Source organism: Planotetraspora silvatica, assembly GCF_016863315.1.
Classification (GTDB): domain Bacteria; phylum Actinomycetota; class Actinomycetes; order Streptosporangiales; family Streptosporangiaceae; genus Planotetraspora; species Planotetraspora silvatica.
Map to the genome: position 1 here is coordinate 25984 of NZ_BOOQ01000032.1, position 14023 is coordinate 40006.

Annotated in this window: 16 protein-coding genes; 6 read left to right on the forward strand and 10 right to left on the reverse strand. The window is 68.5% G+C overall.

Annotation, left to right across the window (positions count from 1 at the left end; translation table 11 throughout):
- Positions 1-15 precede the first annotated feature (15 nt).
- From Psi02_RS24530 to Psi02_RS24540, 3 genes are all read right to left on the reverse strand, one after another.
- Positions 16-156, reverse strand: a complete 141-nt coding sequence (locus tag Psi02_RS24530) for a hypothetical protein (RefSeq protein ID WP_203978002.1) — start codon at positions 154-156, stop codon at positions 16-18.
- Between the two features lie 154 nt (positions 157-310).
- A complete protein-coding gene (locus Psi02_RS24535) occupies positions 311-1081 on the reverse strand; it encodes a trypsin-like serine protease (RefSeq protein WP_203978003.1) in 771 nt (256 codons plus the stop codon).
- 159 nt (positions 1082-1240) lie between these two features.
- Entirely contained in the window at positions 1241-1549 is a 309-nt protein-coding gene (locus Psi02_RS24540) for a hypothetical protein (protein WP_203978004.1), read from the reverse strand.
- Between the two features lie 407 nt (positions 1550-1956).
- On the opposite strand from Psi02_RS24540, the gene Psi02_RS24545 reads away from it, so the two are divergent.
- From Psi02_RS24545 to Psi02_RS24555, 3 genes are all read left to right on the forward strand, one after another.
- Positions 1957-3309 (forward strand): BTAD domain-containing putative transcriptional regulator, encoded by a 1353-nt coding sequence (locus Psi02_RS24545; RefSeq protein ID WP_203978005.1) that lies wholly within the window; start codon positions 1957-1959, stop codon positions 3307-3309.
- Between the two features lie 109 nt (positions 3310-3418).
- Positions 3419-3871 (forward strand): hypothetical protein, encoded by a 453-nt coding sequence (locus Psi02_RS24550; RefSeq protein WP_203955218.1) that lies wholly within the window; start codon positions 3419-3421, stop codon positions 3869-3871.
- Positions 3872-3903: 32 nt separating this feature from the next.
- On the forward strand, positions 3904-4350 hold the full coding sequence (locus Psi02_RS24555; protein WP_203978006.1) for a spore-associated protein A: 447 nt from the start codon (positions 3904-3906) through the stop codon (positions 4348-4350).
- Positions 4351-4388: 38 nt separating this feature from the next.
- Here the strand turns inward: Psi02_RS24555 and Psi02_RS24560 are convergent, their stop codons facing one another.
- The 3 genes from Psi02_RS24560 to Psi02_RS24570 form a co-directional block, all read right to left on the reverse strand.
- Positions 4389-4892 carry a cupin domain-containing protein gene (locus tag Psi02_RS24560; RefSeq protein WP_239095117.1) on the reverse strand — a complete coding sequence of 168 codons (504 nt, stop codon included), beginning with the start codon at positions 4890-4892 and terminating at the stop codon, positions 4389-4391.
- Between the two features lie 86 nt (positions 4893-4978).
- Positions 4979-5227: a hypothetical protein gene (locus tag Psi02_RS24565; RefSeq protein WP_203978007.1), complete on the reverse strand. Its 249-nt coding sequence runs from the start codon at positions 5225-5227 to the stop codon at positions 4979-4981.
- An 85-nt stretch (positions 5228-5312) separates the two neighbouring features.
- A complete protein-coding gene (locus Psi02_RS24570; RefSeq protein WP_203978008.1) occupies positions 5313-6137 on the reverse strand; it encodes an MOSC domain-containing protein in 825 nt (274 codons plus the stop codon).
- Between the two features lie 242 nt (positions 6138-6379).
- On the opposite strand from Psi02_RS24570, the gene Psi02_RS24575 reads away from it, so the two are divergent.
- Entirely contained in the window at positions 6380-7297 is a 918-nt protein-coding gene (locus Psi02_RS24575) for a TIGR03619 family F420-dependent LLM class oxidoreductase (RefSeq protein WP_203978009.1), read from the forward strand.
- 149 nt (positions 7298-7446) lie between these two features.
- On the opposite strand, the gene Psi02_RS24580 is transcribed toward Psi02_RS24575, so the two are convergent.
- On the reverse strand, positions 7447-8289 hold the full coding sequence (locus Psi02_RS24580; RefSeq protein ID WP_203978010.1) for a TIGR03621 family F420-dependent LLM class oxidoreductase: 843 nt from the start codon (positions 8287-8289) through the stop codon (positions 7447-7449).
- A 304-nt stretch (positions 8290-8593) separates the two neighbouring features.
- On the opposite strand from Psi02_RS24580, the gene Psi02_RS24585 reads away from it, so the two are divergent.
- The gene (locus Psi02_RS24585; RefSeq protein ID WP_203978011.1) at positions 8594-9223 is read left to right on the forward strand and encodes an SRPBCC family protein; all 630 of its coding nucleotides are present in this window, start codon (positions 8594-8596) and stop codon (positions 9221-9223) included.
- Between the two features lie 4 nt (positions 9224-9227).
- On the opposite strand, the gene Psi02_RS24590 is transcribed toward Psi02_RS24585, so the two are convergent.
- Both Psi02_RS24590 and Psi02_RS24595 read right to left on the reverse strand, forming a co-directional pair.
- Positions 9228-9665: a hypothetical protein gene (locus Psi02_RS24590; protein ID WP_203978012.1), complete on the reverse strand. Its 438-nt coding sequence runs from the start codon at positions 9663-9665 to the stop codon at positions 9228-9230.
- A 141-nt stretch (positions 9666-9806) separates the two neighbouring features.
- Positions 9807-11591: a pectate lyase-like domain-containing protein gene (locus Psi02_RS24595; RefSeq protein WP_203978013.1), complete on the reverse strand. Its 1785-nt coding sequence runs from the start codon at positions 11589-11591 to the stop codon at positions 9807-9809.
- 566 nt (positions 11592-12157) lie between these two features.
- On the opposite strand from Psi02_RS24595, the gene Psi02_RS24600 reads away from it, so the two are divergent.
- The gene (locus tag Psi02_RS24600) at positions 12158-12400 is read left to right on the forward strand and encodes a hypothetical protein (protein WP_203978014.1); all 243 of its coding nucleotides are present in this window, start codon (positions 12158-12160) and stop codon (positions 12398-12400) included.
- A gap of 57 nt (positions 12401-12457) precedes the next feature.
- Here Psi02_RS24600 and Psi02_RS24605 read toward each other — a convergent pair whose 3' ends face one another.
- A complete protein-coding gene (locus tag Psi02_RS24605) occupies positions 12458-13837 on the reverse strand; it encodes a galactose-binding domain-containing protein (protein ID WP_203978015.1) in 1380 nt (459 codons plus the stop codon).
- Positions 13838-14023 lie beyond the last annotated feature (186 nt).

Consider the following 14023-nt stretch of genomic DNA (forward strand, 5'->3'; position numbering starts at 1 on the left):
GGACCGGCCTCCGGACTACTCCTGCGGCCGGTTCTCCATCACCCCGGCGTCGCGGCCGACGGACCTGACGGCCGCCTCGATCCGCGTGCCCACACCGATGATCGCGAAGACGACGCAGGCCAGAACCGACCATGTCTCGGCAGCGAGGGCATTCAACGGAAGAAGTGCCAATGAGGCCGTGAGGGCGGTATTTCCTATCGCCCTCACGTTCCCCGCTTCGGTCATGCCATTGCGAGTCGACATGGAATTCAGTGTAGATCAACAGGCCGGATGACTATTTCTTCGCCCAGCCAGTGAAACAGGCCCCGATTCAGGGAAGCGTGACGTATTTCCCGAGGAAATCACGGGCCGACGCGGTGTCCAGGCGATAGTCGAAGTTGGTCGACTTGCACGCGTCGTCGTCTCCGCTGATCGTCGTGGCCACGAGCAGATGGGAGCCGGCCCCGCCCAAGAAGTTCGGGCCGCCCGAGTCGCCGAAGCACGTGCTGCCGTCGACGGTGGACTTCAGCGACAACTGGAGCCACCTGCCGGTGAGCTTCTTGAAGGAGATCGACGCCAGGTTGCGGGTGTCGGTGTAGGTGAACCGGCTTCCGTGCTTGCCCTTGGTCGGGGCCAGCGAGCCGTACCCGACCGGGGTGAACCGCGTGGTCGCGAGCCCGTCGGTCTTCAGCCGATCGAGCAGACCGGCCTCCGGCAAAGTGGCGGGCTTGATTCCGGAGATGGGCGCACCGAAGATCACGACCGCCATGTCGAAGGGGTCGGCCTTGACGTTGAACCGCGGGTCGGCCACGAAACGGCCGGTGTAGACCGGGTCACCCTGCCGGTAATGACTGGAGAAGGTGACCCGCGCCGTCTTCTGGCCCTTTTCCCCGCAGTGCGCGGCGGTGAGGAAGACGGTCGGAGAGATGAGCGTGCCGGTGCAGTCGGCCCAGGTGCCGTCGCCGTGGGCCTTTCCCGCGAGCAGGGCGCCCACCTCCGGGTGGCCGGCTCCGTCTGCCGAGCCGTTGGTGATGGCCCACGCGGGCGAGGCGACGACGGTCATCAGGGCGGCAAGAATCACCACAAAGGGGACAAAGCGCATTCAGGAACTGTAAGCGCCCAGCCGTCGATTTAACACAAAGCGGACAAAAGATCTACGCGAGATGTCAAAGGGCCCCGCATCGCGGATCACTCCGCCATGCGGGGCCCTTCGAACCTGCGGGCATCGGCGACGCCGGCGCCCGTCCGCTACATCAGCGGATCACCGGAAGTTGTGCTCGTACCGGTGGTGACGGTGGTGCCGGTGGTCGCGCTCGTACCGGTGGTGACGGTTGTGGTAGCGGTGGTGGCGGTGGTCTCTGTTGTAGCGGTGATGACGGCGGTGGTCAGGGTCCGGAGGAGTCTTCACCAGGTTCGGGGTGTTCGTCGACGTCGTCACATCCTGAGCGGTGCCGACCACCGTCTTCGGGGTGTGCTGCGCGGTCGACGCTACGGCCGCCGGCCCGGGCCCGAAGGCCAGGCCTGCCAGGAGTACGGCACCGAGCGGGAGTGATAGTCGCTTGCCGAGCATAAGCGTCTCCTCTCCGATTCGCATTCGCGCGAGGCGATTGCGATGTCACCTCCATCGTTGGCGGCGATGACAGAGCGCGTCTAGATGGGTTGACTCATACCGAGGAGAAGAGACCGGCATTCCATTCCAGCACGTGAGGATGCGTTTCCCCGCCCGACGACGGCGCAGAGCGCGTAATTGCCCCGGCTCTACTGATGGGATACATCCGGCGGATCGATGTTCGGGCGCGGAAACGGCGAGCCGGATTTCTCACGCGCGAATACCCCGTCACCGCCCGCCGGAAACAACCGGGGATCATCGATCGCGGAAGCTCAGGCCTCGCTCCGCGAGCGCACCGTGAAGGGCGGCCATCGCGTCCTCCGCATCCTGTTGATCATCAATTGATCTCGTCTGTCAGACTACGGCGCGTGGAATTTCGTGTGCTTGGTCCTCTCGAAATCACGCACAACGGGCGGACCGTCGCCCCTTCCGCCGCCAAGGACCGCGCGTTCCTCGGCGAACTGCTCGCCCACCCCGGGCGGCTCGTCACCACCGACCACCTCGCCGACGCGCTCTGGCCGGACCGCCTGCCCGCCGACCCGGCGAACGCCGTACAGGTGCGGGCCTCGCGACTGCGGGCCACGCTGCGGTCGCTGACCGGCCAAGGGGACGGGGGCGGCGTCCTGCGGACGCGATCAGGCGGGTACGCGCTGGACCTCGGCCAGTCGACCACCGACCTGGCCTGCTTCGAGGAGGCGGTACGCCGGGCGGAGGACGAGCCCGCGCTCGCCGGCACGACACTGGCGGAAGGGCTGGCCCTGTGGCGTGGGGCGCCCTTCTCCGACGTGCCGTCCACCCCCTGCGTGCGCCTGCAGGTGGCGCGTTCCGAGGAGTTACGCCTGAGCGCCGTCGAGTCCTACGCGGACCTCTGCCTCGCCGCGGGGGCGCCGCCCGCCTCGCTGGTGGCCGACCTGGCCGAGCAGGCCGCGCGCAACCCCCTGCGCGAGCCGCTCCAGCATCGCCTGATGCGCGCACTGCACCTGTCGGGCAGGCCGGCCGAGGCCCTGACCGTCTACGACGACCTGCGAACCACCCTCGCCGACGAACTCGGCACCGACCCCCACTCCGACCTGCGCCGCCTCCACCGGGAGATCCTCGCCGAAGTGCCCGCGCCGGCCGGCGCCCCGGCCACCTCGCAGGGCGCCGCGGAACCGGCCGACGCCCCGCCGACTCCACGGCACACCGCGGAACCGGCCGAGTCCCCGAGCGAGGCCGGTCCGGCCAAGGTCCACGGCCGGTCGCGCCGAATGCTGGTCCTGGCGGCCGCCGGGCTCGCCGTCACCGCGGGAATGTGCGGAGCGGTCGTGACCCGGCTGTCCGAGCCCCCCGTCGTGGTCATGCCCGATGATCTACGGCCGATCCCGGGCGACGACTCCCGGCTGGACGCGGACGTCACCTATCCGGACGGGACGAAGGTGCGGGAGGGCGCGCGGTTCGAGAAGGTGTGGCAGCTCACCAACAGCGGCAGCGTGTTCTGGCACGACCGCTATCTGGACAGGCAACTGCCGTGGGACGGGTCCGACGTGTGCCACTCACCACGCCGCGTGCGGATCCCGGACACCCAGCCCGGCCAGTCCGTGCTCGTCCGGGTCCCGGTGGTGGCGCCCAACCTGCGCGTCCACTGCAAGGTCTTCTGGAAGATGGTCGACGATCGCGGCATCCCTTACTTGCCGCAGCTGAGGGGCATCTTCTTCGACGTACAAGTGGTCCCTGACCTGTGACTTCGCTTGTAAGGCCCGGCCGTACAGGGAGAGTGCAGGGGTCCCCGGCACGCTGACGGGCAGCCGCCGCCGCAGTGAGGCGGCGCTGTCAATCGAAAGGGATCGCAACGTGGAGAGAAGACTCGCGAAGGCCGCCGGGGCCGGGATCATCGCCCTGCCCCTGGTGTTGGGGCTGAGCGGGCCGGCGCACGCCGAGACCAACCCCTCGTGCTCGAGCGTGACCCAGATCGGCACGACCGCCTACGTCACCACGGGCGGCCAGACGTTCGCCTCGGTCAAGCAGTTCAAGGGCTGCAACAAGAACTGGGCCTACCTGTACGTCTGGGAGGGTTACCGCAGCAGCCACAGCTCGTGGCACGCCTGCACCACGATCGCGACGACGACGGCGGCCGGCGCGGGCAACCACGTCCAGGACGTGCGCTGCAACAGCGGCAAGTTCACCGAGCTGTGGTCGTCGGGCGCCGCCACCTTGTCGGACTGCACCGTGGCCGTCGGCTGGATCGGCTACGGGCCGCTCCCCGAGACCGGTGAGCCCCTCGGCCGTACGAGCGTCCGATGCTGAGCCTGAAGATCCCTGCCGTGAGGATGCCTGCCATGAGGATGTCTGCTCGCCGCGCCGTCACCGGGGCCGCCGCGGTGCTCGCCCTGACCGTGACGCCCGCGCTGATCAGCACACCCGCGTCCGCCGCCACGGCGAGCTGCGGATCCGGTTACGCGTTCCTGGACTCCTATCCGATCAAGGGACTGGACAGCAGCCGCACCGGAGGCTACGTCTCGCTGTACTACAACAGCTCGACGGGCAAGAACTGCGCCATCGCCAAGCCGATCGCCTCCTGGTCGGGGCTGGTCAACCATCTCGACGTGCAGCTGTCGACGAGGACCTACCCCGGGTTCGTCGACGACGGCCTCGACCAGAACTACCACCAATGGGCGGGCCCGATCTACATCCCGGCCCGCGGTGAGTGCGTCGACGTGGGCGGTTACTTCGACTACGGCGGCGAGCGCTTCGCCGGTCACGGCTACCAGGTCCACTGCGGCTGACATGCGTCCGGCCCGTCTTCCGAGAAGGCGGGCCGGCTTCATTCCCGGCCGGTCACCCCGCGGGCGCGCCTTCCGGGGCCGCCTCCGGTCCGGGCCGGCTGATCTCCCCGAGCCGGCTGATCTCCCCGGGCCACGGGCCCGGCGTCGGGCGCCGGCGCCGCGTAATCCGCGACGGACGGCCAGCGAACGGTGAGCACCACCGACTCCTCTTCCGCGTGCCACGAGTGATCGACGCCATGACCCCAGACGATGTAGTCGCCCTGCTCGGCGAGCACCACGCTGCGTCCCGGCAACTCCACCCGGAACCGGCCGCTGATCAGTATCAACAGCGCCGTGCGGTGCTCGCCCGTCACCCACTGGGCGCGCTCGTCCCCACGCGGGTGCACGCCCCACTTGATCTCGACGTCCTCGCTGTGCCGCACGTCGCCCAGCGGCTTGAAGTGCCCCAGCAGCCAGCCGCGGTCACCGGCCGCGTCCACGTCCGCGCGGCCCACGTACACGTTCGTCAACGCCGCGTCATCCGCCACCACGTTCTCCGCCACGAGCGGCGACGCTAGCACGGCGTCCGTACGGCCCGGCGCGACCGATCAGGCGAGGGCGCCGCCCGTGAGCCGGTCGTGAGGGAGCTTTACCGGCGCAGCTCCGGCGGCTCGTTGTCGAGGCCGATGTCGGTCTCCAGGTCGTAACCGACCGGCGTCTGCTGTGCGGTCGGATGCCCGATGTCGGTTTCGAGGTCGAAGCCCGCCTGCTCCGCCGCCTCGGCGAGCGCCTCCTCCTCGTGACGGCGCACGGCGCGGTCGTGATGCTCGCCGATCAACTCGGACAGGCCGTGGAGAGGTCCATGGTGGTGCTCATGCTGCGCCTCGGGGTCACTCATGACCGCCATCGTGAACAGCCTGGAGTCCCAGGACAACCAACGTGAAATGAAGTTCCGGGATCGGAGTGATGTCAGCGGCGACCGCTCACAACGCGGAGTCGCCCCACGCGGTGACGGTCACCTCGTCCCCCACGGACAGCTTGCCCGGCCGCGCCACCGAGAACTTGGCACCGAACGCGACGCCCCCTGTCGTGCGACGGTAGTCGGCGAGCGTGCGGAGAGGCTCCGGACCCGCCCTGCCGCCCGACTCCTGATCGACGAGGGTGACGGCACAGCGGATGGCGAGCTTGGCGTAGGCGAGTTCGGCGTCACCGGCCTCGAACCGGCGCATCCGGTCCTCGGTGTGCGCCTCGTCCCAGCCGTCGACCACGATGTTCGGCCGGAAGCGGCTCATCGGCACCGGCTCGGCGCCCCGCGCCTCGATCCGGGTGTTCAACGCGGCCAGCGAGCTCACCGTCGTGACGAGCACGGCGCCGCTGTCGGCGTATCCACAGGTGCCCGGTGTGAGCCCGTCGGTGACGCGATCATGCTCCGGCGGCACCCGGACGAGCCGGCTCGGCCGGCCGAGCATCTCGGACAGCCATTCCGCCGCCGCGTCCCCCTGGTCGATGCCCGTGTATCGCACGCCGAAGAGCTCCACGTCACGCCGGGTGGAGGTCAGATCCACCTCCACCCGCACGGTGTCCATGCCGTCCGCGCGGAGGGCGAGCCGCTCCCCGGCGGCCTCGATCTCCGGGCGGACGAGCGCGAGCCGCGGGTCCCGCCGCTGGCTGCGGAACACGCCGGCCTCGTCGATCACCATGAACGCGCGATCGTGCGCGAGACCCGCCCGCGTCATGTCCGCGTCCGGGGAGGACGTTCCGCGGCAGCCCTTGATCGGGTAACAGGTCAGCCCGATCACCGTGGCCATCGTCTCCTCCTGACACCGCTCGCCGTACGCGTTCCGAGCCCGCGCAGGTCATTAGCCGGACGTTATGTCGCGAACGGTGAAAATGGCTGCGAAATCAGCGCTTTCTAACACGTAATCGTCAGGTTCCCATCAGGACACCCCACGCGTGAACTCTGGGCCGATCTTCGCAACCGGTCCGGGTTAACCTGATCAAGCAAGCTGCACTCTGGAGATCCTTTACGTTCCGACTTCTGAGGAATCACATGGAACTCGGCATCGCGCTTCCGACATCCGGGCGGCTCGCCTCGCCCGCCAACATCGCCCGCGTCGCGCAGGAGGCGGAGCGGATCGGTTACGACTCACTGTGGACCTACGAACGACTCCTGCGCCCGTACGCGGAACTGCCGCAGCCCGACGGCTCGATGGCACGGATCCCTGAGACCTACCGGCTGACGTTCGAACCCCTGGAGACGCTCAGCTACGTGGCCGCCCTGACCAAGCGGATCAAGCTGGGGACCAGCGTGGTCGACGCCCTGCTGCACCCGCCGGTGGTGCTGGCCCGCCGGTTCGCGACCCTGGACCAGTTCAGCGGCGGTCGCGTGATCGCCGGTCTGGGACAGGGATGGATGCCGCAGGAGTTCGAGACCGCCAACGTGCCGATGCGGCGCAAGGGCGCGGGCATGGACGAGGTCGTCGCGGCGATGCGCGCGTGCTGGGGCCCCGACCCGGTGGAGTTCGAAGGGCGTTTCTACCGGATCGCGGCGTCGGAGGTGAACCCCAAGCCGGTCCAGGAGCATCTCCCCATCCTGCTGGGAGCCATGACGCCCGCCGGCGTTCAGCGAGCCGGGCGGATCGCGGACGGACTGAACCCGATCGCCGTGTCGCCTGAGGTCGTGAAGGGTCTCGTCTCCGCCTTCCACGACGCCGCGCGCGACGCGGGACGCGACCCCTCGGCGCTGACCGTGGTCGCCCGCGCCAACGTGCCGTTGGTCAGGGAACCGCTCGGTGAGGGACGGCCGTTCCTCGGCGGCTCTCCGCGGCAGATCGCCGAGGACATCACCCGCCTCGACGGCACCGGCGTGGACCACCTGATCATCGCCAACATCGCGGCGCCCGGCGACGTGGAGGAAGCGGTCGGCCTGATCGAGGAGCTCAAGGCCGCCACCGGCGAGGCCGCATAGCCGAACGGCCCGGCCGTCACCCGGAAGGGCGACGGCCGGGCCGGCTCGGCTCAGGCCAGCTCAGGTCAGGCGACGCCGCGTCACCGCGCACAGGTCAGCCGGCACCGCCTCACCGCGCATCACCGCGCCACAGGTCGGCCGGGGGCGTGTCACCGCAGCAGCGGAATGACCTCGGCGAACGTCCTCATGTGAGGCTCCAGGACACTGACGTAGCTGATGCCGAACTCCTCGCGGTAACGCAGCAGGGTGTCGGCGATCTCCCGCGGCGAGCCGACCAGGACGCCGGGCAGCTCAGCCAGTTGCTCAGGCGGCATTCCCGTGGCCGCGGTGATCACCGCAAGATCGATGTCGGCCACCCGGTGGCCGGCGCCGGCCACGAAGAGATTCAGCTCGATGTCGCCGATCCGCTCGCCGGCCGCCTCCCGGACGCGTTCGACACGGGCGCTCAGAGCCTGCTCCGGGGTGCCCGCGCCGAAGCCGGCCGTGATCGGGAAGCTGATGATGTCGGCACTGCGAGCCGCCAGCGCGAGAATGCGGTCGCCCGCACCGGCCATCATGATCGGCGGTTGCGGCGAGTCGGCCTCGGCCGCCAGCAGCTCACGCACCCCCGTGACGACCTCTTCGAGCTTGCGCAGACGCGACCCCGGCGTGCCGAACGGCAAGCCCGCCGCCGCGAACTCCTCCGGCACGTAGCCGGCGCCCAGACCGAGCTCGAGCCGGCCGTCCGTGAGCCGATAGGTGTCGGCCACGTCACGGGCGAGGTAGGCCGGGCTCAACACGCCGGCGTTGAGCACGTACGTCCCCAGCCGAATGCCGGGCACGTCGGCCGCGGCCACCAGGGCCGGGAACGGCGCCACCGCGCCGAAGTGGTCGGGCACCTGCATGACGTCGTAGCCCAGATCCGCGACCTCCTGGACCCGCGCGCGCCAGGCCGATCGGGAAGAACCGACATTGAGGAGACTGACCCCGAAGCGGAATGATCGAGCGTTCATTACAACCTTCCGAAAAAAGATGAGAACCCACGTGATACGCATCCCGCCGAATGTCTCTGATCGGGAATCGTCGGTGGGGCGGCCCTCGAGCGACGGCGCACCCAGCCACTCACGTTAGGGACATCCGTACGCGGGGACCTATCGCGATCGTCCGGGATACATGAGGGATCGTCTGAACTTTCTCAGCGCTCCGACCGGCCCTTATAAGGGTTGACGTATATAAGCGCCAAGAGTAGTTTCCGTCGTGTGCGCGGCTCGGCGTGCGAAACAGGGCCGTGGGCCCGCACCGGAAGGGCGAGACTCCATGATCGATGTCACCCATCAGATCAACGCAGTGCGGCGGCAGTTGGGCACCCGTGTGCTGGAGGCGGGCGAGGCGCGCGTCCTGACCATCAGCCAGGCCTACGACACGTCCGTCGACGACCTCTGGAACGCCTGCACCGACCCCGAGCGCATCGCCCGATGGTTCCTGCCGGTGTCGGGCGACCTGCGCGTCGGCGGCCGCTACCAACTCGAGGGCAACGCGGGCGGCCTGATCGAGCGCTGCGATCCGCCGAAGAGTTACGCCGCCACCTGGGAGTACGGCGACATGGTGAGCTGGATCGAAGTGAGGCTCACGGCCGAGCCCGATGGCGGCACCCGGTTCGAACTCGAGCACACCGCCCACGTCGACGAGCACTGGACCGAGTTCGGCCCCGGCGCCGTCGGCATCGGCTGGGACATGGGCCTCATGGGCCTGACGCTCCACCTGTCGTCGAAGGAGGCCGTGGATCCGGCGGAGGCCGCGGCCTGGTTCACGACCGAGGAGGGCAAGCGGTTCATCACACTCAGCGGCGAGCGCTGGGGTGACGCGGACATCGCGGCGGGCGCGGACGAGGCCACGGCGCGGGCCGCCGCCGACCGGACGACGGCCGCCTACACCGGCGCCGCCTGAACGGTCACCATCGGCACCATTCACGGACGTCCGGCGAGCGCGCGACCATGAGGCCGATGATCGCGAACGCGGCCATGAAGATCGTGATCGACTCCGGCCGCACGAACATCGCCGCCACCCCCAGGACCGCGCTCACGACCACAGCCACCGTGACCAGGCTCAGTGTCCGCGTCTGGTCCTTCGTGCCGCCCCTGAAGACCAGGTAGGCGAGCACCAGCATCGTGACGGTGGCGACGAGCGCGGCGGGGAAGTTCAGGAAGGGGACCCGGTAGCTGGAGTTGCCGTGGTCGTAGCTGTCGCGGTTGATCAGCTCGTCCAGATACATGTAGGTGAACAGGACGCTCACCAGTCCCCACACCGCCAGCACCAGGGACACCCGCCACACCACCGCGGGCCGTCGTCGTGCCGCACTGTCTGCCGCCGCGCCGTCCGACTCGGTCATGACGCCCTCCCGGTACGACCAATATCAACACCGGTTGTACCAAAGCATCCGATCGCCGTCATCACCTGTTTCCCTCGTACGGCAGGCCGGCCCGAGAGGGATCCGGACCGGCCTGCCTCGACATGAGGTGATCGCGTCAGATCACGGGTAGCTGACGATGGTGCTCGTGCCGTACGAACCGACGACGGGGGTGCCCGCGTCGTTGATCGTCCGCTCGATGCCGCCGCTGCCGTCCAGGAAGACCGTGATCATGTCGTTGAACCGGACCTTCGGCGTCTTCGGCGCCTCGATCCCACGGTCCGCGCGGATGTCCACTCCCTGGTTGAAGTAGGAGTAGACGCCGAGGCCCCACGCGTCGTGGGACTTCACCCTGGGACCGACCTTGTACGACGCGTAGCCCTTGCCTGTCGGGCTGGTCCACGCGGCCTGGCTCGGCGGGTCGTAGGGCAATTCGCTCTGGTAGAAGATCGTCCGCCCGCGTTCGCCGTTCCAGATCGTCTGGTACTTCTGGTAGTGCTCGACGAACAGACCGTAAGCCGTCACGTCGTCGCCGTTGATCACGACGCCCGTGTCCGCGGTGTTCTGGGTCCAGCCGATCCCGTTGCCGTGATCGCCGCGCCACGCCCAGATGTTGTCGATGATCGTGTCGTCGCTGTTCACCACGAGGCTCGTCTCGGCCTTGCCGACCCATGGGCCGCCGATCCGGAAGAACACGTCCTGGAGCGAGGTCGGGTTGGCGGAGCGGTCCCGATGACTCAGGGGGCTGCCGACCTGCACGAGCGTGTCGGACTCCCGCTTGCCGGCGTCGACGAGGACGCCCGCGACCCGGACTCCGTCGACGTCGGCGATCTGCAGCGCCGCCTTGCCGGTGTCCGGCGCCAGGCTCGGCATGCCCAGACCCAGGATGACCGTGTTCTTGCGCAGCACGTGGATGGGCTGGTCGAGGTGGTAGACGCCCGGAGTGAGCAGGAGGTTCTTGCCGAGCAGCAGTGCCAGGTTGATCTTCGCCGCGCTGTCGCCCGGCTTGGCGATGTAGAAGTCGTCGATCGACGCCGACGAGCCCTGTTGCTGCTGGCCGGCGTCCCACGTCGTCCCGGACGTGTCGTGCCGCAGTGCCGGGAGGAACACCCGGTAGCGGCCCGCGTCGTCCACGTAGAGGTAGGGCTTCTCCCGTGTCACGGGGCTGGTCGCGAGCGTCGTGTACGGCGGGCTCGGGAAGCCCTGTGCGGGCGCGCCGGTGACACCGGAGAACACCTGGTTCCACACGCCGTTGGTCCAGATGTCGCCGAGCACGCTGTCGCGGGTCAGCCACTGCTGCTGCGAGCCGTTGATCGTGATCCCGTCGACCTTGGAGTCGGCGATGTAGCCGCCGCTCGAGAACCCGCCGTTCCCCGGCTCCAGCCAGAGGATGCCCTTGATGTGGACCCGCCGCATCGGCGAGGCCTGCGACACCGCCCACTGGTTCGACCAGTCGGTCGGCGTCACCGACAGGTTCTCGGCGGAGCGCCAGAAGTTGGTGAGCGCGGAGATGCCGGCCGCGGAGCTCGGGTCGGGCTGTCCGACGACCCGCACCGCGCCGTGGACGTCCACGTCGTCGGGAGACCGGCCGAGCCCGGCCACCGTGGTGTAGTAACCGAGTCTCGCGTTGACGTCGTACTGCCCCGGCTTGAACAGCACGGCGTAACGGGCGGTGCCCATCTCGTTGTGCTCCTGCTGGGCGAAGATCTGGTCGAACTTCGCCTGGATCTCCGCGACGGGCGTCGACGGGTCGTACACGAAGACGTTGGGCCCGAAGTCCGGCTGCCTGTTCGTGTGCGCGGACGCGGTGCCCGTCATGGGCGCCAACCCGGCGGCGGTGAGCGCGACCGCCGAGGCCGTGACGCCGAGACGCCGGATGAAGGAGGTGCCTCTACGTGTGCGCGCCATTCTCCACGCACCCTGATCACGGACTGTTCTCATCGACCTGCCTATCGAGAACGGCGGCCCGACGCCGGTTCCCAGCGAGAGAGCGCTCCCTGGTCAGCGTGAACTAACGTCAGGCCTCATAAGAAGTGATGAGATATTTCTATCCGGTTAACCGCGTCCGCGCCATGGCCACTTTTCCCGTTCTCTCCGCTTCTCCGAGCGGATGACATACGCCTGGAGTCTTCACGGGAGAATACGGCGGATGTCATTCCGCAGGTCATCGGGGAAAGGTCAAGGCCTTCCGGATCCACCTGAGGTCCTGACCTCCGGGGGGATCCGCCATCAGGAGCCGTCGACGTGAAACTTCCTCAGGATCTGCCAGTCAATTCCAGTTTTGCGATCCGTCGGGAATTCCTGTCAGTCGTCGCATCGGCTCACTCACGAGAAATGGCACAATGCCGTTGACGTGGCGAATTCGCGATGCCACTCAGGTCACACATCCTTCTTCGCCGCCGCCCCGAGGCAAGAGAGCGTTTCCTGACGTGCCCATTCAGTGTTCGGACAGAGCCGGCTCCAGGCCGAAGCCGATGAGGACTGTTCCGGCGACCAGAGCCGGCAGGAGTCCCATCGCCAGGTGCGGGGCGTTCGCCGGGATGAACTACGGCGACGTCGCCGTGGAGAAGGCACCGATAGTGGTGGCTCCGCAGGCCGTGGCGACGCGCCAGGCCGAGTATGCCGTCGCGGTTGTAAGTGTTGCCGTCAACGAGCCCGGCAAGAGAGACAGAGAGCGCTCTCAGTTGTTTCTCACCAGCTTGCGGGATGTCAGGTGAACGGCGGAAACGGGGTGCCGAGGCGGATCGGCTTCGCCTCGCCACCCCGCCCGATCGCTAGGGCCCGAAGACCTGGAACTCCCAGAGCGAGTAGCCGTACGGCGTCGCCCGCTGGGTGCCGTTCACCCGCACGTATCGGCCCGAGCCCGAGACCGCGAGGTTCTGCACGCCGCCCGTGCCGGTGGTGGTCGAGTAGACGGTCGTCCAGGAGGTGCCGTTGTTCGACGTCTGGACCTGGAACGCCCTGCCGTAGGCGGCCTCCCAGTTCAGCACGACCCGGTTGATCGTCCGGGTCGAGCCGAGGTCCACCTGGATCCACTGCGGATCGCTGAACCCGCTCGACCAGCGCGTGCCGGTGTTCCCGTCCGTGGCGTTCGGCGCGACGAGGCTCCCGTTCTCGATCGAGGAGGCCGTGGTCGGCCTGCCCTGAGCGAGATTGGATCCGCCGCCGCCACCGCCCGGGGGCTTGTTGTAGACGGCGACGTAGTCGATGTTCATCTGCCCGCCGGACACGGTCGCGGCGTTGGGACCGCCGCCGAAGGCCGCCGGGAAGCCGCCGCCCATCGCGAGGTCATAGATGATGAAGAACGGGTGGTCGACGGCGTTCGCCCAGGTCGTGGCGTCGACACGATTCGCCGAGAGGGAGAAGTAGTTGTTGCCGTCGAGGTACCACCTGATCTGCTCGGGCGACACCGAGCGGTCGATCTCCACCGCGTAGGTGTGGTAGCCCGTCTGGCATCCTGGACAGGGGCGTTCGCCGCTGCCGATGCCGGTCGACTCGTTGCAGACGCCACCCGGGTTGGTCCCGCAGTGCAGGGTCCCGAACACCGAACTGCGGCCGTTGATGTCCTCAAGGATGTCGATCTCGCCGCTGGTCGGCCAGGGGGTGCCGGTGCGCAGCGGCGCGCCCAGCATCCAGAAGGCGGGCCAGTAGCCGGCGCCGTTGGCGGTGGTCACGTTGGGCTGCTGAATCGACGACTCCATCCGCACGACTCCGCCAGGCGGCGCGCCGAACGTCGCCGCCTGAGTCTCGATGCGGCCGGACGTCCAGCCCGAGGTGGGATTGCTCCCCGAATGCAGGGCCCTGAGGACGAGGTGCCCGGCGCCGTCGTGGAAGACGTTCGCCGTGCTGTTCGTCATCGTCTCGATCTCACCGGTGCCGAAACTGCTGCCCGGACCGGTGTCGTACTTCCAGGTTCCCGTGTTCACGCCCGTTCCCGCGGCGGAGCCGAAGTCGTCGCTCCAGGTGAGGCTGAACCCGGGGGGTGGGGCCGGAACGGCGGCGTTCGCGGCTCCGGGGACGGCCACGGCGGTGAGGAACGCGACACCCACCGTGCCCACTCCTAATAGGACGGCGGAGGCACCCGCCTTGAGACGAAGTCCCAGCCTCCGGCCGGGGCTTGCTCCCACGTCCATGCGCCCGCGCATGTTCGACATGGGCTCTCCCTTCGTCGAGGACCGATCGACGATCCGGCGGCGGTGGGCCGAGCCGGGCTGGTGACGGCGCTCCGGCCCCGGAGCGGAGACGGAGGTGCGCACCGGCGTCGATTCGCCTGCGCGCTTCGCCGGTCATCGATCGGTCGAACTCATCTAAGAGAGCGCTCTCCGCGAGAGAGTACCACT

Excerpts from the sequence above, each read along its gene's own strand:
- Psi02_RS24535 (WP_203978003.1), bottom strand. The coding sequence starts at position 1,081 with ATGCGCTTTGTCCCCTTTGTGGTGATTCTTGCCGCCCTGATGACCGTC.
- Psi02_RS24540 (WP_203978004.1), bottom strand. The coding sequence starts at position 1,549 with ATGCTCGGCAAGCGACTATCACTCCCGCTCGGTGCCGTACTCCTGGCA.
- Psi02_RS24555 (WP_203978006.1), top strand. The coding sequence starts at position 3,904 with ATGAGGATGTCTGCTCGCCGCGCCGTCACCGGGGCCGCCGCGGTGCTC.
- Psi02_RS24565 (WP_203978007.1), bottom strand. The coding sequence starts at position 5,227 with ATGAGTGACCCCGAGGCGCAGCATGAGCACCACCATGGACCTCTCCAC.
- Psi02_RS24570 (WP_203978008.1), bottom strand. The coding sequence starts at position 6,137 with ATGGCCACGGTGATCGGGCTGACCTGTTACCCGATCAAGGGCTGCCGC.
- Psi02_RS24575 (WP_203978009.1), top strand. The coding sequence starts at position 6,380 with ATGGAACTCGGCATCGCGCTTCCGACATCCGGGCGGCTCGCCTCGCCC.
- Psi02_RS24580 (WP_203978010.1), bottom strand. The coding sequence starts at position 8,289 with ATGAACGCTCGATCATTCCGCTTCGGGGTCAGTCTCCTCAATGTCGGT.
- Psi02_RS24585 (WP_203978011.1), top strand. The coding sequence starts at position 8,594 with ATGATCGATGTCACCCATCAGATCAACGCAGTGCGGCGGCAGTTGGGC.
- Psi02_RS24590 (WP_203978012.1), bottom strand. The coding sequence starts at position 9,665 with ATGACCGAGTCGGACGGCGCGGCGGCAGACAGTGCGGCACGACGACGG.
- Psi02_RS24595 (WP_203978013.1), bottom strand. The coding sequence starts at position 11,591 with ATGGCGCGCACACGTAGAGGCACCTCCTTCATCCGGCGTCTCGGCGTC.
- Psi02_RS24600 (WP_203978014.1), top strand. The coding sequence starts at position 12,158 with ATGAGGACTGTTCCGGCGACCAGAGCCGGCAGGAGTCCCATCGCCAGG.
- Psi02_RS24605 (WP_203978015.1), bottom strand. The coding sequence starts at position 13,837 with ATGTCGAACATGCGCGGGCGCATGGACGTGGGAGCAAGCCCCGGCCGG.